The sequence below is a fragment of the Devosia sp. Root413D1 genome (genome assembly GCF_001425235.1).
Taxonomy (GTDB): domain Bacteria; phylum Pseudomonadota; class Alphaproteobacteria; order Rhizobiales; family Devosiaceae; genus Devosia_A.
Window position 1 is genome coordinate 771,272 of sequence record NZ_LMEA01000011.1, and the last position, 22,796, is coordinate 794,067.

Here is a 22,796-nt window from a genome sequence, read left to right on the forward strand (position 1 = left end):
CCATGAAGGGGGAGGTGAAGAGTCGAGGCTGGGGCACGATCGCGCCAAACCCACAGGGCGGCACCTCCCCCCTTGTGGGGGAGGTTGGGAGGGCGCCGTCTCTCTCAGTCAGCACCACCTCAAACCACCCCATGCACAGCCAGCACCCGCTTCATCCGTTCTACCGCCAACCCAGGGTCAGCCAGCACCCGTGCCTTGTCGGCCAGCCGGAACAGCTCACTCAAATGCTGCAGCGAGCGGGTCGATTGCTGGCCGCCGATCATGGCGAAATGTTCCTGCAGCCCGTTGAGATAGGCGAGGAACACCACGCCGGTCTTGTAGAAGCGGGTCGGCGCCGCAAAGATGTGCCGGCTGAGCGGCACGGTGGGCTCGAGGAGCTCGAAGAACTCGTTGTCGCTGCCGCGCCCCAATGCCGCCAGCGCCGCCGAGGCGGCCGGAGCGATGGCGTCGAAAATGCCAAGCAGCGCGTCGGAATGGCCTAGCTCGTCGCCGGCGATCAGCTCGGCATAGTTGAAATCGTCGCCGGTATACATCCGCACGCCCGCAGGCAGCCGGCGGCGCATGGCGATCTCTTTCTCTTTGCTCAAGAGCGAGATCTTGATGCCATCAACCTTGTCGGCATGTGCGGCGATCACCTCGAGGCAGACATCCATCGCCGCGTTGTGGTCGGCCTTGCCCCAATAGCCCTCGAGAGCCGGGTCGAACATTTCGCCCAGCCAGTGGAGGATCACCGGCTGCTTCACCTGGCCGAGGATCCGACCATAGACCCGGGCATAGTCATCGGGCGATTTCGCCGCCACCTTGAGGGCGCGCGACGCCATCAGGATGATCCGGCCGCCCTCGGCTTCGACGAACCCCACCTGCTCCTCATAGGCGCGGATCACGTCGTCGATGGTGACATCGGGACCTGGCGCCAGGTGATCGGTGCCGGCGCCATAGGCGATCAGCGCGTCGGACCGGCCGCGCGCCTCGGCCTGAGCCCGGCGGATCAACTCCTGCGCATCGCTCCAGGTGAGCCCCATGCCGCGCTGCGCCGTATCCATGGCTTCGGCCACGCCGAGCCCGAGATCCCACAGCCGGTGGCGGAATTTCAGCGTCGTGTCCCAGTCGATGGCCGGCGTCAGCCAGGGATCGTTCGCGGCCAGCGGATCGGCCACCACATGCGCCGCGGCATAGGCGATGCGCGGAAAATCACTGGCAGCGTGTTTTTCGAACGGGATCGGCGTGCCGGTCAGGCGGTAGGTTTCGAGCGTACGGGTGGACATCGGAAGAATGAGCTCAGGCACGCTCGCCTCCTTCAAACTCGGCTCGTGGGGCTACCCCCCTCCCAACCTCCCCCGCAAGGGGGGAGGTGCCCAGCAGTTCACTCGGCCGGATTCGTGCCACAAGCTCGATCGGCACCTTCCCCCTCGCGGGGAGGGTTGGGGAGGGGGGCGCGGCAAACGCGATGCTCATCCCTCAAATCCCCAGCGCCGGCACATCCAGCCAGCGCCGTTCTTTCCAGCTTTGCAGCCCGAGCATGGCCAGCTGCACGCCCTTGGCGCCAGCCTCGAGGCCATAGGGCCAGGGGGCGTCTTCGGCGACGTGCTTCAGGAACATTTCCCACTGCGCCTTGAAGCCGTTCTGCGCCGGCCAATTGTCGGGCACCTCTTCCCAGTTCTGGAAGAAATCGATGGTCTGCGGCTGGTCGGGGTTCCACACCGGCTTGGGCGTATTCACCCGGTGCTGGCTGAAGCATTTGTGGAGGCCCGCGACGGCCGAGCCGTGCGTGCCATCGACCTGGAAGGTGACGAGATCGTCGCGGCGCACCCGCACGTCCCAGCTCGAATTGATGTGGGCGACGACGCCGCCCTTGAGCTGGAACGTCGCATAGGCCGCGTCGTCCGCATCGGCGGTGTAGGTGTTGCCGCGCTCATCTACTCGGGACGGAATATGCGTGGCGCCAAGGCAGCTTACCGCCTCGACTTCGCCGAACAGGTTATCCAGCACATAGCGCCAGTGGCACAGCATATCGAGGATGATGCCGCCGCCATCGGCTTTGCGGTAGTTCCAGCTCGGGCGCTGCGCCGGCTGGCCCCAATCGCCCTCGAACACCCAATAGCCGAACTCGCCGCGCACCGAGAGGATCCGGCCGAAGAACCCGGCGTCCTTCAGCATCTTGAGCTTCAGCAGCCCCGGCAGGAACAGCTTGTCCTGCACCACGCCATGCTTGACGCCCGAGGCCTTCGCCTTCTTTGCCAAAGCGACAGCGGACTCGAGGTCGTCGGAGACCGGCTTTTCGCAATAGACGTGCTTGCCCGCGTCGATCGCCCGGCTCAACAGCTCGGCTCGCATCTGGGTCGTGCCGGCATCGAAGAACACTTCGTCCTCGGTGTCGGAAAGCACCTCGTCGAGGTCGGTCGACCAGCGCTTGATGTGGTGCTTTTCGGCGAGCCGCTGGATCTTCTCGCGATCACGCCCGACGATGATCGGGTCGACCACCAGCCGGTCGCCGTTCGACAGCACCACCCCGCCCTGCTCGCGAATGGCGAGGATCGAGCGCACCAGGTGCTGGTTATACCCCATACGGCCCGTCACGCCGTGCATGATCAGTCCCAGCCGACGCTCGGCCATCCCTCGCTCCTCCTGCTTGCCGCAATTCGCTATGTTTGTAACTGCTTGGTTACTTAGATACACGTCGCTAGGATGGACCGTCAAGAGCGGCCGTCGGAGCTTGAACGAAAGCATGATTTTCGTCTCGGCCCAACGCGGCTGATGAACCGTCCTGTTACACTGGACAGCACAACCGCAACGGCGCGGGGAGTAGGATCGATGGCGAGCGAGGTGGCAGCGGTGAAGGTTCGGCGGCGCGCCGCCACGCCGGCACCGGTGCGTCCGCGCGATGCCGAAAAGACCAAGGCCTCGATCCTCAAGGCGGCGCGCGACGAGTTCTGCGAAGAAGGCTTCAACGGCGCCCGGGTCGATGCCATTGCCGACCGCGCCAAGGCCAATAAGCGGCTGCTCTACCACTATTTCGGGAATAAAGAGGCTCTGTATCAGGCCGTTCTGCTCGACGCCTACCAGGAAATCCGCCGCGGCGAGCGCGAGCTGCGCATCAGCCAGTATGATCCGGTAGAAGCTATCGACCGGGTTATCCGGTTTACATTCCGGCACTTCCTCGCCAACCCGTGGTTCCCGCGGCTGCTGTCTGTGGAAAACCTGCAGAACGCCAAATTCGTCAAGCAGATCAAGAATCTCGACGAGATCCGCTCGCCCATCGTCGGCGAGCTGCAGGAGATCGTGAAGCGGGGCCATGCCGAGGGCACGTTCCGCACCGATGTGGACCCGATGCAGCTCTACATCTCGATTATCTCGCTGTGCTATTTCTATGTCTCGAACATGCAGACGCTGTCGGTGGTTTTCGGCAAGGACCTCAGCCAGTTCGCGCTGATCCAGGATCGCGAAGCGCAGGCCGTGCAGATGGTCGTCGACTACCTCCGCACCCGCCGCTGAGCCGCCGAATAGAGCCTGCCGCAACGCGCTTCGCTGCCGACTCACCCCGGCGCTAGGCGGTTACCGGCGCGATTCTGCCCGGCTTTGGTGCCAAACTGCACCTGCTTGACAGGCCGCACGTCCCGGCCCATGGTTGTAACCAGTTAGTTATTTAGCGCCACCAAGAGCGCGAACCAGTTCGGGACAGCGTCGCTGCCCGGAGACCTAACGGGAGGAATTCATGACCATGAAGCTAGACCGCCGTCAGTTTCTGCTCGGCACGACGGCGCTCGCCGCCGCGGCCGGCATTTCGCCTGCCTTTGCGCAGGAAGCCCTGCGCCTGATCTTCTGGGGCGGCCAGGCCCGCGCCGACCGCACCTATGGCGTAACCGATCTCTACGCCAAGGCCGGTGGCCCGGCGATCGAGGGCGAGTTCCTCGCCTGGAACGATTACTGGCCCAAGCTCGCCACCCAGACCGCCGGCGGCAACGCGCCCGACATCATCCAGATGGATTACCGCTACATCGTCGAATACGCCAAGCGGAACGCCATCGCTCCGCTCGACGGCTTCGTCGGCGGCGCGCTGAACCTGGGCGATTTCGACCAGGACCAGCTCGATGGCGGCAAGGTCGATGGCAAGCTCTATGGCATCAGCCTGGGCGCCAATTCGGTGGCGCTGATGATCAACACTGTCGATTTCGAGAAGGCCGGTCTCGATGTGCCCGGCCCGACCACCACCTATGCCGATCTCACCACGATCAGCGAGGCCTTCAAATCCAAGGGCGTCGGCAAGGCCGTCATCGCCGACGGTTCGGTGTCCGAGCCGATGTACGAGAACTGGCTGCGCCAGCGCGGCAAGGCGCTCTACACCGCCGATGGCAAGGTGGCCTTCGACGAAGCCGACGCCACCGAATGGTATAAGCTCTGGGCGGACCTGCGCGCCGCCGGCGTCTGCGTCAGCCCCGACGACCAGGCGCTCGATACCGGTCCGCTCGAGACCACCATGCTGACGCTCAACAAGGCGTCGGTGATCCCGTCCAACTCCAACCAGCTGGTGGCCTTCCAGGCGATCATCAAGGACAAGATCACCATCTCGAACTTCCCGCGCACCGCCGCCGACGCCCCTGGCGGTCACTATCGCAAGCCCTCGATGTTCTTCTCGATCGGCGGCTCGTCGGCCCAGCAGGAAGCGGCGGCGAAGTTCATCAGCTTCTTCGTCAACGACCCTGCCGCCAGCAATGTGCTCGGCGTCGAGCGCGGCATCCCCTGCTCGAAGGCCGTGCGCGAGGCGCTCGCCCCGACGCTCGACGAACAGAGCCAGGTGGCGCTCAACTTCGTCGCCAATCTCGGCCCACTGCTCGGCGCCCTGCCCCCGTCCCCGCCGGCCGCTGCCGGCGAGATCGACGCTTCGCTGTTTCGTATTCTCGGGCAGGAAGTGGGCTTTGGCGCCAAGAGCCCGGAACAGGCCGGTCCCGAGCTCGTCAAGGGCGCGACCGACATCCTGAACCGCGCGGCCTGACGTCATGACCGCGCCCGCCGTGGAGGCCGGAGTCCCCCATGCCGGGGGTGCGGTGTACCAATCATGGTGGTCGAGGGTGTGGCAGAACCACGCCCCCGGCTACCTCTTCCTGATCCCCTGGCTGATTGGCTTTCTCGGCCTGACCATCGGGCCGATCATCACCTCGCTCTACCTGAGCTTCACCGATTTCGACCTGCTGACCGCCCCCGAATGGGTGGGCGCCAGCAACTACATCCGCATGTTCACCGCGGATCCGAAATTCATCGCCTCGATGCAGGTGACGCTGACCTTCGTCATCTTCTCGGTGCCGCTGAAGCTCGCCTTCGCGCTCGGTGTGGCGCTGCTGCTCAACCGCGGCATGCGCGGCCTGCCGCTCTACCGCGCCCTGTTCTACCTGCCGAGCCTGCTCGGCGCCTCCGTCGCCATCGCCATCCTGTGGCGCCAGCTGTTTGCCGGCGACGGGCTGGTCAACGACTTCCTCTCGATGTTCGGCATCCAGGGGCCCAGCTGGATTTCTAATCCGCGCTATTCGCTGTGGACGCTGATTATCCTGTCGATCTGGCAGTTCGGCTCGCCGATGATCATCTTCCTCGCTGGTCTCAGGCAGATCCCGCAGGATATGTACGAGGCCGCCAGCCTCGACGGCGCCAGCCGCTGGCGCCAGTTCTGGAAGATCACCCTGCCGTTGTTGACCCCGGTGGTGTTCTTCAACGCCATCATCCAGACCATCGAGGCCTTCAAGAGCTTCACCCCGGCCTTCATTATCTCGGCCGGCACCGGCAATCCGATCAACTCGACCCTGTTCTACACGCTCTACCTCTACCAGGAGGCATTCGGCTTCTTCCGCATGGGCTATGCCTCGGCGCTGGCCTGGTTCCTGCTGCTGCTGGTCGCCTGCTTCACCGCCTTCTCGTTCCTCACCAGCAAATACTGGGTGCACTATGATGATTGAGGCACCCGTGTCGCTCGTCGCCCGTTCGGCCGAGGGAGGCACCCGATGACCGTTACCGCCCCCGCCCCGCGCCTCACCGTCGTCACCGAGGCCTCGCCGGCCAAGCTGATGCGCAAGCGCATCCTCAGCGTGCTCGCCCATGTGGCGCTGATCGGCGCCTCGATCCTGATGCTCTATCCGCTGCTGTGGATGCTCTCGGCGAGCTTCCGGCCGGAGAACGAGATCTTTGGCGGCACGCTGATCCCCAGCGTCTGGAGCCTCGACAGCTATTTCCGCGGCTGGGACGGGCTGCGCGTCAGCTTCGGCACCTTCTTCTGGAACTCGCTGGTGATCTCGGTCACCTCGGTGGTGGGCAACCTCATCGCCTGCTCGATGGCGGCATTCGCCTTTGCGCGGCTGCGCTTCAAGGGTCGCAACTTCTGGTTCGCCATGATGCTGATGACGCTGATGTTGCCCGGTCAGGTGACCCTGATCCCGCAATATGTGCTGTTCCGCGAACTGGGCTGGGTCGACACCATCCTGCCGCTGGTGGTGCCGAAATTCCTCGCGGTCGACGCGTTCTTCGTCTTCCTGATGGTGCAGTTCTTCCGCGGCATCCCGCGGGAACTCGACGAAGCCGCGATGATGGACGGCTGCTCGGCCTGGCGCATCTACTGGAAGATCATGCTGCCGCTGTCGATGCCGGTGCTGGCGACCGCCGCCATCTTCACCTTCATCTGGACCTGGGACGATTTCTTCGCCCCGCTGATCTACCTCAACGAGATGAAGCAATACACCGTGATGCTCGGGCTCAGGACCTTCACCGACTCCACCGGCGAAAGCGACTTCGGCGGCCTCTTCGCCATGAGCGTATTGTCCCTGGTGCCGATCTTCCTGTTCTTCCTGTTCTTCCAGCGCCTGCTGATCGAGGGAATTGCGACGACGGGGATGAAGCGGTGAGGGCCCGCTCGCCCGCCTCGGCACCGCGCCTGCGGCCCCACCCCCTCCCAGCCTCCCCCATCAAGGGGGAGGTGTCAGGCCGGTGGGTTTGGCTGGATCGTGCCTCACACACTGAACGGCACCTCCCCCCTTGTGGGGGAGGTTGGGAGGGGGGTGGGCCATGAGCACCGAGCTCGAGAGATCTCCTATTGCTTCTCCATCGCGCCTGTGGCCCCACCCCCTCCCGGCCTCCCCCATCAAGGGGGAGGTGTCGGACCGGTGGAGTTGGCTGGATCGCGCCTCACACACTGAACGGCACCTCCCCCCTTGTGGGGGAGGTTGGGAGGGGGGTGGGCCATGAGCACCGAGCTCGAAAAGAAGCTCCGCGCCAACTCCACTCCTCCGGAACGACGTATGTGGCGTCTGCTCTACCCGTTCAGGACAGGTGAGTTTCATTTCCGCAAGCAGGAGCAGATCGGCCCCTTCTACGTCGACTTCGTCTGCCATCATGCCAAGCTCATCATCGAGGTGGATGGTGAGACGCACTATGCCGAGGGCGCTCCCGAGCGCGACGCCAGGCGCGACGCATTCCTGCGCGGTGAGGGTTACTCGGTCCTGCGCTTCACCAACGACGATGTGATGCACAACCCCGAGGGGGTGCATACCCGCCTAGCTGCCGTTCTCGCAACCAAGCCCACCCGCAGCCCAAGACGCCTCCCTCCCGGCCTCCCCCATGAAGGGGGAGGTGAAGATGCGGCTTCGCCGCAATCAGCTCAACCTCAGCAGTAGTGACCATGCCCATCAAATTCGCCGCCATCGGCCTCAACCATTCCCACATCTACGGCCAGGTGAACTGCCTGCTGCGCGAAGGCGCCGAGCTGGTTGCTTTTCATTCCCCCGAGGACGATCTCGCGCGTGAGTTCAGCGAGAAATTCCCGCAGGCGAAGCGCGTCGCCGATCAACGGGCCATCCTCGAGGATCCCACGATCGCGCTGGTGCTCACCGCCGCCATTCTCTCCGAGCGCGCCGCCATCTCGGTCGCCGCGATGCGGCATGGCAAGGATGTGATGAGCGACAAGCCGGGGATGACCAGCCTCGAGCAACTGGCCGAGATCAAGCGGGTGCAGGCCGAGACGGGCCGCATCTATTCGGTCTGCTATTCCGAGCATTTTGAAACCCGCTCCACCGTGAAAGCCGGCGAGCTGGTCAAGGCCGGCGCCATCGGCCAGGTGGTCAACACCGTCGGCCTCGGGCCGCATGCCATCCGGAACAACCAGCGGCCGGCCTGGTTCTTCGATCGGCAGCTTTATGGCGGCATCCTCTGCGATATCGGCAGCCACCAGTGCGAGCAGTTCCTGTTCTTTTCCGGCACCGATACCGATGCCGAAGTGGTGTCGGCCTCGGTGAACAACCGCGGCAACCCCGGTAAACCCGGGCTGCAGGATGTCGGCGACATGCATTTGAGGACCCCGACCACTACGGGCTATGTGCGGGTCGATTGGTTCACCCCGGCCGGGCTGCCCACCTGGGGCGACGGGCGGCTCACCATCCTCGGCACCGAGGGCTATATCGAGCTCAGGAAGTATATCGACATCGCCGGGCGGCCGGGGACCGACCACCTGTTCCTTGTCGATAAGCACGGCACTCAGCATATCGATTGCTCGGGTCAGGACCTGCCCTATGGGCGGCAGCTGATCGCGGACATCCTCAACCGCACCGAGACGGCGATGCCGCAGGTGCGCGCCTTCAAGGCGATGGAACTGGCGCTGACGGCGCAGAAACTGGCTGAAGTCGGGACGGTTTGGCAGCAATGAGCAGGGTTTACACAGTCGCTGTAGTCGGCGGCGGCATCGGCAAGAGCCACATCGTCGAGGGCTACGAGACCAACAAGGACCGCTTTAAGGTCATCGGCATCTGCGATCTCGACCCGACGCGGCGCAACGCGCTGGCCGACGAGTTCGGCATCGAACGGCGGATCGAGAATTTCGACGACCTCCTGGCAATGGACGACCTCGACATCATCGATGTCTGCACCCCGCCCATGGTCCACTACCCGATGGTTGTGGCGGCGCTGAAAGCCGGCAAGCACGTGGTGTGCGAGAAGCCGCTGGTCGGTTCGCTCGCCGAGGTCGATGAGATCATCGAGCTGGAAAAGCAGAGCCGCGGCAAGCTGATGCCGGTGTTCCAGTATCGCTACGGCAACGGCATCGAGCAGGTCAAACGCATCATCGAGGCCGGGATCGCCGGCAAGCCCTATGTCGGCACCGTCGAGACGCTGTGGCGGCGCGGGCCGGATTATTACACCGTGCCCTGGCGCGGCAAATGGAAGACCGAGCTCGGCGGCGTGCTGATGACCCACGCCATCCACCCGCACGATATCTTCACCTACCTGATGGGCGAGCCCAAAAGCCTGTTCGGCCGAGTGGCGACGCGGGTGAATGCGATCGAGGTGGAAGATTGCATCTCGGCTTCGCTGGAGATGGAAAGTGGCGCGCTCGCCAGCTTCACCGCGACGCTCGGCTCGGCCGACGAAATCAGCCGCATCCGGCTGGCCTTCGAGCACGTCACCTTCGAGAGCGACCACGAAGCCTACAACCCCGGAAAACTCCCCTGGAAGATCCTGCCGCGCAACGACGCGACCAAGGCGAAAATCGATGCCCTGCTCGCCGACTGGCAGGATGTGCCATCGCGCTTTGAGACCCAGATGCGCCGCTTCTGGGATGCGCTCGAGGGGCTGGGGCCGATGCCGGTGACGTCAAAGGACTCGCGCCGGGCGCTGGAAATCGTCACGGCATTCTACCATTCGTCCGAAACGCACGAGGAGGTAAGCTTCCCCGTGACCGCAGGCCACCCGAAATACCGCAGCTGGCTGCCGGAGGGGTTTCGATGAGGAGTTGCCGCCCCACCCACGGAGTCATTCCCGCGCAAGCGGGAACCTCCGTTTCGGAGTGTGCCGCGAGCACCGCAAACAGAGTTTCCCGCTTTCGCGGGAATGACCCGGTGGGCAACTGCACTGCCCCTGTGGAGGAGAGCATCTGATGTCGACAAGCGTTGTCCTGCAGCAGGTCGAGAAGCGTTATGGCGATGTGGAGGTGATCCACGGCATCGATCTCAACATCGATCCGGGTGAGTTCACTGTGTTTGTCGGCCCCTCGGGCTGCGGCAAATCCACCCTCTTGCGGATGATTGCCGGGCTCGAGCCGATCTCGGGCGGGAGCCTCCTGATCGACGGCGAGCGCATGAACGAGGTGCCGGCAGCCCGGCGCGGCATCGCCATGGTGTTCCAGAGCTACGCGCTCTACCCGCATATGAACGTCTACCAGAACCTCGCCTTCGGGCTGGAAACGGCGCGGGTGCCGAGGCCCGAGATCCAGCAGCGGGTGCAGAAGGCGGCTGATATCCTGCGCATCGAGCCGCTGCTCAAACGCAAGCCGAAGCAACTCTCAGGCGGCCAGCGCCAGCGCGTCGCCATCGGCCGGGCCATCGTACGCGAACCCCGGATCTTCCTGTTCGACGAGCCGCTGTCGAACCTCGATGCCGAGCTGCGGGTGCAGATGCGGGTGGAGATCGCCAAGCTCCACAACGACCTCGGCAACACCATGATCTACGTCACCCACGACCAGGTCGAGGCGATGACCATGGCCGACAAGATCGTCGTGCTGCAGGCCGGCATCATCGAGCAGGTCGGCGCGCCGCTCGAGCTCTACAATCATCCGCGGAACCGGTTCGTCGCCGGCTTCATCGGCTCGCCCAAGATGAACTTCCTCGAGGCCAAGGTGGAAAGCGCCGATGGCGCGGGCGCCAAACTCCGCGCCGGCGGCAGCGAGATCGTCGTCAACCGCCAGGTCGGCGCCGGCGACGCAGTGACCTTCGGCGTCCGCCCCGAGCACATCGGCATCACCGAAGGCTCGGGCGTGCAACTGGCCAAGGTCAAAGTCGACCTGGTCGAGCAACTGGGCGGCCAGACCATGGTCTATACGACAACCGCCGATGGCCAGGCGATGACCATCGCGGTGGACGGACAGCGGCAGGTGGAACTGGGCTCGCTGCTCACGGCGTACGTGGATCCGGCGCGGTACCATGTGTTCGCGCGGGATGGGCGGGCGATTTAGGGGCGGCTGACTGATAGAGACGACCCCCTCCCGGCCTCCCCCATAAAGGGGGAGGTGAAGAGTCGAGGCTCTGTCTGCGATCGTGCCAAATGAACCAGCGGGGCACCTCCCCCTTTATGGGGGAGGATGGGAGGGGCCGTCTGCCGGCAGTCAACTACTGCCCCGCCAGCAACTCCGCGTTCCCGCCGCTGGCCGTCGTATCGATGCACACATGCCGCTCGGTGATCAGCCGCTCGGCGTCGCTCGGCCGGGTGACCAGCGGAATGATCATCCCCTCGCGGCGCGATAGTGCCTGCCGCCAGGGCCTGAGATCCGCGTCGGTGCCAAAATGCATGATGGCGTCGACATTCAGCCCAGCCTCGATCGCCGCCGGCGACAGCTTCTTGTCCAGCCCGCCGATCGGTTCGCCATTGGCGCCAAGCGCTTCGGCGATACGGCTGGCGCCGGGGGCGACCACCAGCACGCCATTGCCCTGCTCGAGCGCCAGCGTCGCCTGCTGCAGCGCGCTTTGCGTATCGGGGCCGAGACAGAGCACCACGCCGCGCGGCCAGGTGTAGAGCGTGTTGGATTCGCCGGTCGGCCCGGGCAGCAGCTCCTGCGCCGGCTCGATCCCCACCCGCTCGATGCCGATCTTCACCTGGTCGACCGCCGCGATGGCAAAGCCGATCGAGAGGCCCGAGAGCGGGTTGACCCCGGTGGACGGTTCGAACGCCTCGGCCGGACGCCAGAAGCGCTTCAGGTAATTCGGTCCACCCGCCTTCGGGCCAGTGCCGCTGAGGCTCTCGCCGCCGAAGGGTTGCGAGCCGACCACCGCACCGATCTGGTTGCGGTTGACATAGATATTGCCGGCCCGGATGCGGTCGGAGAGCTCCTCCACCCGCCCGTCGATGCGGGTGTGGAGCCCGAAGGTCAGCCCATAGCCCGAGGCATTGATGGCGTTGACCACCGCATCGAGGTCTTCGGCCTTGAAGGTCGCGACATGCAGCACCGGTCCGAAGATTTCTTCCTTCATCTCGGCAATACCCGAGACTTTCAGCACCGTCGGCGGCACGAACGTCCCCTGCTCCGGCGCTTTGAGCTGGTGCAGCACGGCGTCGCGGGCGGCGAACTCGGCGATATAGGCGTCCATCTTCGCCTTGGCCTTGCTGTCGATCACCGGGCCGATATCGACCGAGAGATCCCAGGGGTCGCCGAGCTTCAGCTCGTCCATGGCGCCATAGAGCATTTCGAGCGTCCGCTCGGCCGCGTCTTCCTGCACATAGAGGATGCGCAGCGCCGAGCAGCGCTGCCCGGCCGACTGGAAGGCGGACGCGAGGATGTCACGCACCGCCTGCTCGGGCAAAGCGGTCGAATCGACGATCATGGCGTTGAGCCCGCCGGTCTCGGCGATCAGCGCCGCGCCGGCGGCGAGATTGTCGGCCATCTTCACGTCGATCGCTTTGGCGGTGGCGAGCGAGCCGGTGAAGCACACCCCGTCGATGCGCGGGTCGGAGGTGAGCACCGAGCCAACCACCGGGCCGGAGCCCGGCACCAGTTGCACCACGTCCTCGGGAATGCCGGCCTGCACCATCAGCCGCACCGCCAGCGCCGCGATCAGCGGCGTGGTCTCGGCGGGCTTCGCCAGGACGGTATTGCCGGCAACCAAAGCCGCGGCGATCTGGCCGGTGAAGATGGCGAGCGGGAAATTCCACGGCGAGATGCAGGTGAACACCCCGAGCGGCTGGCGCGGTTCGCTCGCTTCGGCCTCGCCGGCGTAATAGCGAAGGAAATCCACGGCTTCGCGCACTTCGCTCACCGCATCGTTGAGGGTCTTGCCGGCCTCGCGGGCGCAGAGCGCGAAAAACTCGGCAGCATTATCCTCGTAAAGATCGGCAACCTGCCTGAGCAGCAGGGCGCGCTCGGCCACGGGCCGCGCCGCCCAGCCCGGTGCTGCGTCCCTGGCGGTGGCAATCGCCAGTTCCAGCGTCTCCGGCCCGGCCCCGATGGCGTCGCCCACCGGCTCGCCGGTGGCGGGACTTATGATCGAAAACTGCTCGCCCTGGCTGCCGGCGACGAGCGACGCCGGCACGGCGTGCCAGCGCTTCTCGCTCGGCCGGAACCGGTCGCGATCGGCGAGCAGATAATTGACCGCCAGCGGGTCGGTGAGGTCGTGCCCCCGCGAATTGCGGCGGCGCGGCGCGAACAGTTCTTCGGGCGCGCGGACCTTGGCGGCAGCGCTTTCCACCGCCTCGAACGGATCCTGCACCACGGCGGCGGCCGGCACATCGCGATCGGCGATCATGTTGACGAACGAGCCATTGGCGCCGTTCTCGAGCAGGCGCCGCACCAGATAGGCGAGGAGATCGGCATGCCGGCCGACCGGCGCATAGATGCGGGTGCGGGTCTGCTGCTCGTCGTGGATGATCTCGTGCAGCCGCTCGCCCATGCCATGCAGGCGCTGGAACTCGAAGGCGTCGTTGCCGACCCCGAGCCGCTGCGCCAGCTCCAGCACTGCGGCGACGCTATGGGCATTGTGGGTGGCGAACTGCGGGTAGATGCGATGCGTCTTCGACAAGAGCCGCTTGGCGTTGGCGATGTAGCTGACATCGGTCGCGGGTTTGCGGGTGAACACCGGGAAGCCATCGAGCCCCAGCACCTGGGCGCGCTTGATCTCGCTGTCCCAATAGGCGCCCTTTACCAGCCGCACCATGATGCGGCGGTCGAGGCTGTCGGCCAGCGCCTCGATCCAGTCGATGACATGGCTGGCACGCTGGCCATAGGCCTGCACCACGATGCCGAACCCATCCCAGCCGGCAAGCCGCTCATCGGCCAGCACCGCTGATATCACGTCGAGGCTGAGGTCGAGCCGGTCGGCCTCCTCGGCATCGATGTTGAAGCCCATATTGGCGCCGCGCGCCATCATGGCTAGGGCGAGCGTGCGCTCGACCAACTCGTCCATCACCCGCTCGCGCTTCATGAACTCGTAGCGCGGATGCAGCGCCGAGAGTTTTACCGAGACGCCCGGGTTGTCACGCACGGAACCGGCGGTAGAACGGGTAGCAAGCACCGCGATGGCTTCGGCATAGGCGGCGCGATAGCGCTTGGCGTCGGCTTCGGTGCGGGCGGCCTCGCCCAGCATGTCGTAGGAATAGGTGAAGCCGTCCTTCTCCGCGCGGCGGGCGATGCGGGTCGCCTCCTCGATGTCGCGGCCAAGCACGAACTGGCTGCCGAGAATCTTCATTGCCTGCATCACGGCCGAGCGGATCACCGGCTCGCCGATGCGCTGCACGAAATTCTTGATGGTGCCAGCGATCCCTGCCCCGCCCTCGCGCAGCACCGAGCCGGTCAGGGTGAGCGCCAGGGTCGAGACGTTGACCAAAGCCGAATTGGCCCGGTCGAGATGCTCGGCCCAGCGCGACGGCGCGATCTTGTCCTCGATCAGGTCGTCGATGGTGCGGTTATCGGGGACGCGCAGCAGCGCTTCGGCGAGGCACATCAGCGCGATGCCCTCGTCGGTCGAGAGCGAATATTCGGCGAGAAAGGATTCCAGCATGCCGGAGGACTGCGCGGCGCGCACCTTTTCCACCAGCTGCAGCGCCCGCTGCCCGATGGCGGCGCGGTCGGCGTCGGTCAGTGCCGCATCGGCCGTGAGCCGCGCGATGGTTTCGGCCTCGTCGGCCAGAAGTGCTGCCCGGATCCGGCCGCGGAGTTCGTTGAGATCGCCCATTTATGCCCCCGTGCCCTGAACTGTGGCACGCGTCGCTGATTTGTGTGGGGAAAATGTGATGGCGGCAACAGGAATTTAGTGGAGCTAAAAGGGCTGGCCGGCCCTCTGGGATGGCCGCGGATTCGTATCGCTCCGCCGCTTGCGGCACGCTATAGTCAGAGATGCACGCGAGCAGGTTGAGCCCATGCAACCGACCAAGCTGATCTGCTTCTGTCTAGGCGCTTTTGCCATCGTGCTCGCCTTCGGGCTCGAGTTTGGCGCGCAGTGGCTGCCGTTACATAGTAATGTCGAGCGGCCCGGCGTCGGCATTACAGCGATGGCTTATTTCGACCTCATCTTCCTTTATTCGTTGGCGCTGATCTTCGTCGATTTCCTGCCGGTGGTGCCGGCGGTGTTCTCGCGCGTCCAGGGCATCGTCACGCTGGTTCTTTCGCTGCTCGCGCTCATCGCCACGATCGTCTTGGCGTATTTCACTTTCGCATTCGTGATGACGATGGTGAGCCTGCTGCTCGCCGTGCCTTTCGGTACCATCGCCTACCTTGCCATCTGGGGCGATTTCGATACGGCGAGCGCCAAAATGGTGCTGTCGCTCGCGATGATGCTGAAGCTTGTCGGTGTCGGGCTCATCCTGTTCGCCAGCATGTCGTTCCTCAAGAACAAGGGATTCATGCTGCTGACGCTTTGTTCGGTTGGCCTGAGCTTCGGACTCGGCCTGCTGCACACGCTACCGCCCGGCTTCCTTGTCAGCATCGCCGACGCGGTCGGCGCAGTGGTCATAGCCATCGCACTGATCGTCTGGTTGGTGATCCTGCTGGTGGGGGCATTGTTCGCCATCGTCGCAGCGCTCCGCAGCGTCGTGCCGGTCTGACTGTCATCAGTCGTTGACCGCGAGCGTTACTGGGCCGGACGGGGCGCTGATGTTTGTCGTGGCGGTGCCCTTGCGCACCACGACGCTGCCCTCAAGCCCATCGGCCATGTTCTTGTCGTCGCAGCCCGGGGGGCGCTGTGCCCCCTTGGCCACGATGCAGAGAAATTGCTCGTCCTGTCCCGGCTCGCTTGCCGTCACCGTAACCGCCTTGCCGTCGACCAGGCGTACCCGAACCGTGGCGACCTTGCGATCTCCTGCGGTGAACCGGCCGCTCCAGCTCTCGGCGCCAGCCAGTGACGTCGGCAGCGTGGTGCCCGGCAGGGGCTCGGCCGATGGCGGTTGAAACTTCAGGAACGCGGCCCATTCCGGCAGCGTCGGGCGATAGCCGGGCTTCTCGCTGGTCGCTGGCTCCTGCGGATAGAACAGCAGGGTGCCAACGAACACCGCACCGACGATGAGGAGGACGATGATAATAGCGCGCATCGCGGCCTGCTGCCAATGAGGATGAAGACGGAGTCGTCGATGGTAAGCGGCGAGACGTCAGTTACTGCGGGAATGAACCTATCGAGGGTAAAGGATCGTACACTCGAGGGTCGATACGTGGGGGGCTGAGCACAGGATCAACTTCGATGACGCGGATGCAGGCGGGCCAAGGGGTGCACGGGTGAATGCCGCCGGGTCCGACACCGCCTCCACCTCCGCCACCGCTATTGGGCTTCTTGATGTTGACCATGACGGTCACGGCGCTTCCCATCGCCGCCGGCTGCTCCTCCGGTGGGCTGGTGCGCGTGACTTCGGTATCACCGAAGCCGTCAACGTGCGAAGTCTCTGCCACGATGCTTGCCGTGAAGCCCTTCTGGGTCAGCGCCTGTTGGGCATCCCGGGGGTCGGAGCGGGCGACTTTCGGCACCAGGACACCGGGGTCGAACAGCAGGATGGTCGCGCCGGTGGTGTCGTCCTTGCCCAGAGCAACGACGATCTGCTGCGCCGGGTCGTGTCCGGGTTCTGGCTCTCCCGGTTTCGCCCCGATGTTCGCAAAGCCGTGCTTGGCCGCGATCGCCTTGGCCTCCTCCAGTGGATGGCCTCGCACCATGTCGAGCTCGAGCCGGGGCCACATCAGGTACGCGACGCCGCCGGCGACGACCAGCAGGAAAACCGCGGCGACCGCCACAGCCCACCAGGGGAACGGCCGCTTGACCTCGCGTCGCTCGGTCGCATCGATGTGGAACGCGACCGCTGGTCCTTCGGCGAAATCGGTGTCCGGCTGCGCTTCCGAGGTAACTCGCAGGCGGAAGGCGTGATCGGTCGCGGCCGGCTGCGGCGGCACCTTGACCAGCGCTTCGACGGTCAGCGTGCTACCGGCAGCGATGTCCTCCTCGATCTCCAGCGTGGAGGTCGGCGGCGCCGTGGCGAGGTTGAACCAATCCGAGCGGGCGCCAGACAGCGCCTCGATGCGGATGCGCACCGTCTGGCGCCGCGACGAGGTGTTGCGCAGCGTGCAGCGGAGGCTGCCGGTCCGGGTTCCGTCCGGCGCAGCCGTCAGGTCCAGCCGCGTCGGACAATCGGCGAATTCGAAGCTCGGCATCCGTACCTCTCGTTCAGCGGTCGATAGTCAGGTTTGTGCCGGAACCAGTTTCCAGCGGCGCGACGGGTCGGTGTCGCAGTCGTACTGCACCGCCACAACACCGTCGTCGGTGCTGCGGCCGCCGGCGATGGTCAGGCACTTGTTGGTATGCACGTTGATCAGTTGGTAGGTTCCGTCGGCGCTCGGGCCGCTGGTGGTCCAGGTACGCGATCTGTGGTCGTCGCAGTTGTACTGCAGCCACTCCAGGTTGTTCGCGTTGCTTTCGCCGCCGGAGATGGTCAGGCACTTGCCGGTCTGGACGTTCTTGATCTGGAAGTGGGTGGGCTGCACCTCCGTGAACAGCCAACGCTTCAGCGGTTCGTCGGCACAGCTCATCTGGACGGCGAAGATGTTGTTCTCGGCGCTGCCATCCTTGATGGTGAGGCACTTCTGCGTCTGCAGGTTGGTGAGCAGCATGACTTTGCCATTGAGTCCGCCCGTCGCTGGGTCGCGCTGCGGATCGGGATCGGACTTGGGCTGGAGCATGAAAAACAGCCCGGCACCCACGACGAGCACCATGGCCGCGGCGACGGCCACTGCCCACCACGGGAAGGCCGAAGCCGGCTTGTCCGGCCCCTTCGAGGCGGCGACCTCGAAGCTGATGGCCGGGCCTTCGGCGAAATCGGTGTCGGGCGCCGATTCCGCGATGGCGCGCAGGCGGAAGCTCTGGGGCCCGACAGGCGCACCGGGCGGCACCTTGACGCCGGCCGTCACGGTGAACGTGCCGCCCGCGTCGATTTCCTGCTCGAGCTCGAGCGGCGAAGTGGTGGGGGCGCCGGCGAACCCGAACCACTTCGATTGCGCGTTTCCCAGCGGCTCGATGCGGATGCGGACGCTCTGCCGGCGCGCCGAAGTGTTGCGCAGCGTACAGCGGACGCTCCCGGTCTGCTCCTGGGTATCGGGAGCAGTGGCCAACGTCAGGGTGGTCGGGCAGTCGGCGAACTCGAAAGTAGGCAATCGGACACCTCGTTTGTTACACGGATAGATCTCGATCGACTGGGCAGCAGAGCATCATGATTTCGGGTCTGCCGCATCAGGAAAGATAAGTGGCTTGTCGACCGACGTCTGGCCGGTCGCCTGGAACTGGGTCACCAGGTCGTAGGCCAGGAGCAGAGCGGCGGCACCGATGAGGTGCCAGAGCGCGTGCGGTTGCACCACCAGGTCGGGGTTGCACAGCAGCTTGCGCGTCGCATCGATGGCCGGGCCGGGAGCATTGTCCTCGTAGCCGTCGAAGAGCCGGAAGACTGCCCCGACGAAGAGCAACCCGCCGATCCAGGCCAGTTGCCCGCCAAGCCCCTTCGGCGTCTTCTCCCCGGCAAAGAGCACCAGCAGCTGGACGATCAGCAGGCCGACAATGATCACGAACAGGGTGGTCGAACTCCATCCGGTCTCCGTCTTGATCAGGACCCCCAGCACCCCGATACCGACAGCGGTGACGGCGACAAACACCCAGCCCAGCCATTCGACCTCGGCCATCACCTTGCGGATGAGGAAGCACAGCGCGGTGAACGCGAAGACGAGAGCGGTGAACGCGAAGAAGGCCCCGACCCCGCTGAACTGGAACAGCAGGAAGGCGAGGACTCCCACGCCCATCAGTGCCAGTCCGATGATGGCGGGCCATGCTCCCGACAGGCGCCACGGTTCGCGGGCCTGCAGATGCACCGAGGCGATGTAGACCTGGAGCGAGAACAGCGCGGCGTAGACCCAGGCGACGTCGACGGTTTGCGGCACCTCGCGTCCCAGCGTCGCGTGGTAGAGCGCGCTCATGGCGCCGAGGATCACCAGGTTGAGGCCGAACAGCAGCCCCGCCCACGAGCCGGCCCGCATCAGGATCAGCACGCCCACCACCACGTAGCCGGCGTTCGATATGGTGTTCTGCACCTCGACCATCCAGCCCTGGTCGACCGGCCGCTCGCACTGGTCGTCATGGTAGGCGTACAGCCCGTTGTCGTCGCGCGGGTACACCGTGTCGTTGTCGTGCAGGATCGAGACGCCGGCGAGGAACACGAAGAACGCCAGCAAGCCGATCGACACCCCCATGGCCCAGGAGATCGTGCGTCCGGGTTGAAAACCGATCATGGCGAACTCCCTTCTGGTGCGGACCGGCTCAGGCCGGGCGGAAGAAAATCTCGGAGGTGACGTAGGCGGGTTTCCAGTTCTCGACGGTACGCCGCACCAGTGCGTCGTGCCGCCGCGCGGCGTCGGGCAGCTCGACCCGCATGTGGAAGGGCCGCGGCAGGCCGTCGTCGCCGGGAGGGTTCTCGACGATGTCGATGGCCTCGGCGCCGGTCATGATCTTCAGCATCGCTTTGAGGGTGCGGGCGGTGCCGCGGTCACGCGCGAAAACCGCGGCGCGCAGGATCAGTTCGCGCAGCGCACCCGGGTCGATCGGGGCAGCGCGCGAGGAGGCGCTGTCGAGGTCGCCCACCAGCGTACGTTCGAGGCCGACCCAGCCGGCGAGCAGCATCAGGAAGCCTTCGGGTGTGCGGCGCGGATCGAACCAGCGGTCGAGGTCGGCGAGGATCGCCTCGTCCGGCGCGAGGTAAGACTGCATGATGCCGACGAGCGTTTCGAGCACGCTGCCGGGCGTGATCCCGGCCTGCATCACTTCGGGCAACAGCCTCGGGATCAGCCGCATATCCAAGCCTCAGCCCTCCATCTCGTTCTCGCGCACCACGGTGATGTCGTGCGTGCCCGAGCAGTAGAGCGAATTGGGCGGCAGCGGCGCGCGCTCCGTGAACTCGATCTGGCCGGCAGCGACATAGCGCTGTCCGCGGTCGCGGCTCGCAAAGACGCCGCCCGCGGCGCCGGCAAGCACCAGCGGCGCCGACAGGCCGAGCGCCACGCCAGTGAGCGGCACAAGGGTTTTGCGGTCCTCTTCGATCGGCAGGCCGCAGCCGAGCTGCGAAGTGGTCCACGCCGCATTCGCCTTGTCGGTTTCGAGCAGGGCGATGCCGGTGCGGTTGGACGAAGCGGCAACGAGGCCGGGCGCGAACGCCAGGCCGGTGCAGCTGCCGCCGTTCCAGCCGGTGCCCACCACCTTCCATCCCTCGGGATCGATGCCATCGCCGCGTGCTTCGACGCGGATGACGCCTTCGCCGTTCTCGCCCCGTTCGGCGGCAACGGCGGCCCAGAGGAACAGACGGTCGCCTTCACGCTGGAACATCAGGCGGCGCACGTCGCGCCCCTCGGCGCCCGGGATCGGCTGGAAACTGCCGGCCTTGCCGCCATCGCGCGAGATCAGCACGCCGCGCTTTTCGCGACGGGCCACTGCAACGCACGGGACGCCCGATGCGAAGCGGGCAACCGCCACGGCATAGACGCCGATCTCGTTCAACGCCGCGTCGCTGGCGCCTGCCTCGAGCTGGTCGATGAGGATCGAACTGGAGGCGTCGCCCAGACTGATGACGCGCAGCCCCTTGCGACTGGCGTAGAACAGCTGCGCGCGCGGCCCGTTCTTGAGGCTCGCGATGTCGTAGAGCTTTTCGCCCTGCACCGTCTCGACCACGTTCCAGGTCTCGCCGCCGTCATTCGACAGCTGCACCGTCACGGTCTCGACGTCCTTGACCGACAGCAGCGCCATCACCACGCCCGGCTGCTCGGGATCGGTTCTCACCGTTGTTACTTCCGAGTCGGGCTGGTCGATGATCGTCGTCCAGCTCTCGGCGCTGTCCATGGTGCGGTAGAGGCGCTTGACGGCTGCGGCGTAGAAGGTGCGCGGCTGGTTGGGGTCGCGGTGCAGGTCGACCACCTCGGACTGCGGGCCCTCGTCGATGGTGAACGATAGCTGCTCGGCAAACCGCACGCCTGGCTCGGCGAGGATCGCTTCGTAGACGTCCGAGGCGCGCAACGTCTTGCCGAACGGCCACTGCCCGTTGGGCGAGATCAGGTCGTCGAGCCGGCGCAGGATGCGGTTGCGCACCGCTTCCGGATCCTCGACCGGCGAGACGACGACACGCGAGGCGATCGACACCGGCCGGCAATGGGCCCACAGCACCTTGGTGCGTACGCCGATTGGCCGGTAGTCGGCGATCAGCGCATCGACGCGGTCGCGCAGCAGCTCGGTCTGGTGGCCGCGGACATTCTCCAGCGTCGGCGGTTCACCCGGCAGCAGCGTCGGCACCACGCGGATCTCCACCACGCCCGGTTCGCCGAACACCCAGTGTTCGCGCTGGGCATAAGCGCGGGCGCGCGCCACTCCGCCGGCGAGCAGCGCGATGCGCTCGAAGTCGCGTGCCGTGACGGCACTCGAGAGGGCCTGCACCGCTTCGCGGGCGCGCAGCATGGCGCGTTCCAGCGTCTCGCCGTCCTCGCCGCCGCTGGCGCGGCCGCCATTGCTGACGGACACGCCGGGGATCGGGTCGCGCATGACGACAAGGGTGTTCGGCAAGACATTGCCGACCTTGCCGCCACCGATGCGATACCAGGCGCGGATTTCGGCGTCCTTGGGCGGTATCCGGCTGAAGGTCGCCGAGCCGGACCCGCCGAGCGGTGAAAAGCTGATCGTGCCGGTAGCCCGGTCGAGGGTGTAGGCGCGGTCGCCATCAGCCAGCCCCTGGAAGCTCGAAACCTCCTTCCACACGACGAAGGGCCTGCCGCCGAACTGGCGCACCGCCAGCCCGGGATCGAGCCCCTCCGGTTCTTCCTCGATCCCGACGGTGAGCGTCGCGAGCTCGGGGATATGCCGGATCAGCGGGGCGCGCCGCAGCCGGACGCTCTGCGCCGGCTCGCCGTTGCCCGTACCGACGAGTTCGCCATCCACCAGGTCGGCATGGATCGCATCGACCTCGTTCGATGGGGCGCCGGCCGCGATCTCGAGGTCGGCAAGCGTGACGAAAGTTACCGCGCTCGCCACATCGGACACCCGCGTTCCGGCAGCTATGGCGATCGGCTTGTCCGCGACCGGGGCAGTGCGGCTGAATGTCAGCCGGACCTGCGCGGCGGCGGGCGCCAGCATGGTCACGCCGATCAGGTTCAGCAGCGCCACATGCACCTTCTCGGGCACCCGGTTGAGCCGGTAAAGCATGTTGTCGGTGAGGAAGGCAAACAGCTCCACCAGCACCATGCCGGGGTCGCTGGGCGAGGTATCGGTCCATTCCGGTGAGCGGTTGCGGACAATCTCGCGGGCTTCGCGCATCAGGTCATCGAACGTGCGTTCGTCGAGTTTCGGGGTCGGGAAGGCCATCAGTTCACCCCCGGGGCAAGGTCGAGGGTGACGGCGAGGCTGTCGCGGCGCTGGCTCTCGCGGACGCGATAGTCGAGCCTGATTTCGAGCACGCTTTCTCCGGCGCCACTGCCGGCCGCGCGCCCTGCCCTCAGCCGCACGATGTCGATCCGCGGCTCGAAGCGGGTAATGGCCTGCGACACGTAGTGGATCGCCAGCCCGGCGGTCGTGGCGTCGTTGGCGGCAAACACCAGCCGGTCGAGCGGGCAGCCATAGGTGGGGCGCATCACCCGTTCGCCGGGCCGGGTCGCCAGCAGCATGACAATGGCCTGCCGGATGGCGTCGTCGCCGCTCAGCATGGCGATGCCGCCCGAGGGCGAGGTATGCGGCCCGGCGGGCACGATCGTACCCGGCTCGTAGCCGGCGCCCAGTCGTCGAAACTGCCAGCCGATCACCGTCATG

19 protein-coding genes are annotated in these 22,796 nt (G+C 65.7%); 9 read left to right on the plus strand and 10 right to left on the minus strand.

All coding sequences use genetic code 11. The annotated features are described in order from the left end of the window. Window positions 1-119: 119 nt before the first annotated feature. Complete coding sequence (locus ASC89_RS21130) at window positions 120-1,265, minus strand: dihydrodipicolinate synthase family protein (RefSeq protein WP_056001469.1); 1,146 nt, start codon at window positions 1,263-1,265, stop codon at window positions 120-122. Between the two features lie 193 nt (window positions 1,266-1,458). Continuing rightward, on the minus strand, window positions 1,459-2,613 hold the full coding sequence (locus ASC89_RS21135; RefSeq protein ID WP_056001471.1) for a Gfo/Idh/MocA family protein: 1,155 nt from the start codon (window positions 2,611-2,613) through the stop codon (window positions 1,459-1,461). A 198-nt stretch (window positions 2,614-2,811) separates the two neighbouring features. On the opposite strand from ASC89_RS21135, the gene ASC89_RS21140 reads away from it, so the two are divergent. The 8 genes from ASC89_RS21140 to ASC89_RS21175 all read left to right on the plus strand — a co-directional run bounded on the left by ASC89_RS21140 (window position 2,812) and on the right by ASC89_RS21175 (window position 10,972). Further along, complete coding sequence (locus ASC89_RS21140; RefSeq protein ID WP_056001474.1) at window positions 2,812-3,492, plus strand: TetR/AcrR family transcriptional regulator; 681 nt, start codon at window positions 2,812-2,814, stop codon at window positions 3,490-3,492. 220 nt (window positions 3,493-3,712) lie between these two features. Beyond that, entirely contained in the window at window positions 3,713-4,990 is a 1,278-nt protein-coding gene (locus ASC89_RS21145) for an ABC transporter substrate-binding protein (RefSeq protein ID WP_055881160.1), read from the plus strand. Between the two features lie 4 nt (window positions 4,991-4,994). Next, window positions 4,995-5,942: a carbohydrate ABC transporter permease gene (locus ASC89_RS21150; RefSeq protein ID WP_055881163.1), complete on the plus strand. Its 948-nt coding sequence runs from the start codon at window positions 4,995-4,997 to the stop codon at window positions 5,940-5,942. A gap of 108 nt (window positions 5,943-6,050) precedes the next feature. Continuing rightward, on the plus strand, window positions 6,051-6,881 hold the full coding sequence (locus ASC89_RS21155; RefSeq protein WP_156384736.1) for a carbohydrate ABC transporter permease: 831 nt from the start codon (window positions 6,051-6,053) through the stop codon (window positions 6,879-6,881). 336 nt (window positions 6,882-7,217) lie between these two features. Continuing rightward, entirely contained in the window at window positions 7,218-7,649 is a 432-nt protein-coding gene (locus ASC89_RS21160) for an endonuclease domain-containing protein (RefSeq protein WP_056001477.1), read from the plus strand. Window positions 7,650-7,654: 5 nt separating this feature from the next. Continuing rightward, window positions 7,655-8,674 (plus strand): Gfo/Idh/MocA family protein, encoded by a 1,020-nt coding sequence (locus ASC89_RS21165; RefSeq protein ID WP_056001987.1) that lies wholly within the window; start codon window positions 7,655-7,657, stop codon window positions 8,672-8,674. Then, entirely contained in the window at window positions 8,671-9,750 is a 1,080-nt protein-coding gene (locus ASC89_RS21170) for a Gfo/Idh/MocA family protein (RefSeq protein WP_056001480.1), read from the plus strand. Before ASC89_RS21165 ends, ASC89_RS21170 begins: the two co-directional genes overlap by 4 nt. A gap of 148 nt (window positions 9,751-9,898) precedes the next feature. Beyond that, window positions 9,899-10,972, plus strand: a complete 1,074-nt coding sequence (locus ASC89_RS21175; protein WP_056001483.1) for an ABC transporter ATP-binding protein — start codon at window positions 9,899-9,901, stop codon at window positions 10,970-10,972. A 154-nt stretch (window positions 10,973-11,126) separates the two neighbouring features. Here the strand turns inward: ASC89_RS21175 and putA are convergent, their stop codons facing one another. Beyond that, a complete protein-coding gene (gene putA, locus ASC89_RS21180) occupies window positions 11,127-14,678 on the minus strand; it encodes a bifunctional proline dehydrogenase/L-glutamate gamma-semialdehyde dehydrogenase PutA (RefSeq protein ID WP_056001486.1) in 3,552 nt (1,183 codons plus the stop codon). A gap of 184 nt (window positions 14,679-14,862) precedes the next feature. Between putA and ASC89_RS21185 the strand changes: the two genes are divergently transcribed. Then, the gene (locus tag ASC89_RS21185) at window positions 14,863-15,546 is read left to right on the plus strand and encodes a hypothetical protein (RefSeq protein ID WP_056001489.1); all 684 of its coding nucleotides are present in this window, start codon (window positions 14,863-14,865) and stop codon (window positions 15,544-15,546) included. A gap of 6 nt (window positions 15,547-15,552) precedes the next feature. Here ASC89_RS21185 and ASC89_RS21190 read toward each other — a convergent pair whose 3' ends face one another. The 7 genes from ASC89_RS21190 to ASC89_RS21220 all read right to left on the minus strand — a co-directional run bounded on the left by ASC89_RS21190 (window position 15,553) and on the right by ASC89_RS21220 (window position 22,795). Further along, window positions 15,553-16,029 (minus strand): hypothetical protein, encoded by a 477-nt coding sequence (locus ASC89_RS21190; RefSeq protein WP_055881186.1) that lies wholly within the window; start codon window positions 16,027-16,029, stop codon window positions 15,553-15,555. A gap of 61 nt (window positions 16,030-16,090) precedes the next feature. Then, window positions 16,091-17,131 carry a PASTA domain-containing protein gene (locus ASC89_RS21195; RefSeq protein ID WP_056001494.1) on the minus strand — a complete coding sequence of 347 codons (1,041 nt, stop codon included), beginning with the start codon at window positions 17,129-17,131 and terminating at the stop codon, window positions 16,091-16,093. 27 nt (window positions 17,132-17,158) lie between these two features. Further along, window positions 17,159-18,127: an RICIN domain-containing protein gene (locus tag ASC89_RS21200; RefSeq protein ID WP_055881194.1), complete on the minus strand. Its 969-nt coding sequence runs from the start codon at window positions 18,125-18,127 to the stop codon at window positions 17,159-17,161. A 54-nt stretch (window positions 18,128-18,181) separates the two neighbouring features. Beyond that, entirely contained in the window at window positions 18,182-19,249 is a 1,068-nt protein-coding gene (locus tag ASC89_RS21205; RefSeq protein ID WP_055881197.1) for a hypothetical protein, read from the minus strand. Between the two features lie 28 nt (window positions 19,250-19,277). Continuing rightward, a complete protein-coding gene (locus tag ASC89_RS21210) occupies window positions 19,278-19,808 on the minus strand; it encodes a phage tail protein (RefSeq protein WP_055881199.1) in 531 nt (176 codons plus the stop codon). 9 nt (window positions 19,809-19,817) lie between these two features. Then, window positions 19,818-22,355, minus strand: a complete 2,538-nt coding sequence (locus tag ASC89_RS21215; protein WP_056001497.1) for a baseplate J/gp47 family protein — start codon at window positions 22,353-22,355, stop codon at window positions 19,818-19,820. Continuing rightward, window positions 22,355-22,795, minus strand: a complete 441-nt coding sequence (locus tag ASC89_RS21220) for a GPW/gp25 family protein (protein ID WP_055881203.1) — start codon at window positions 22,793-22,795, stop codon at window positions 22,355-22,357. The genes ASC89_RS21215 and ASC89_RS21220 overlap by 1 nt, the downstream gene beginning before the upstream one ends. Window position 22,796: the final 1 nt, after the last annotated feature.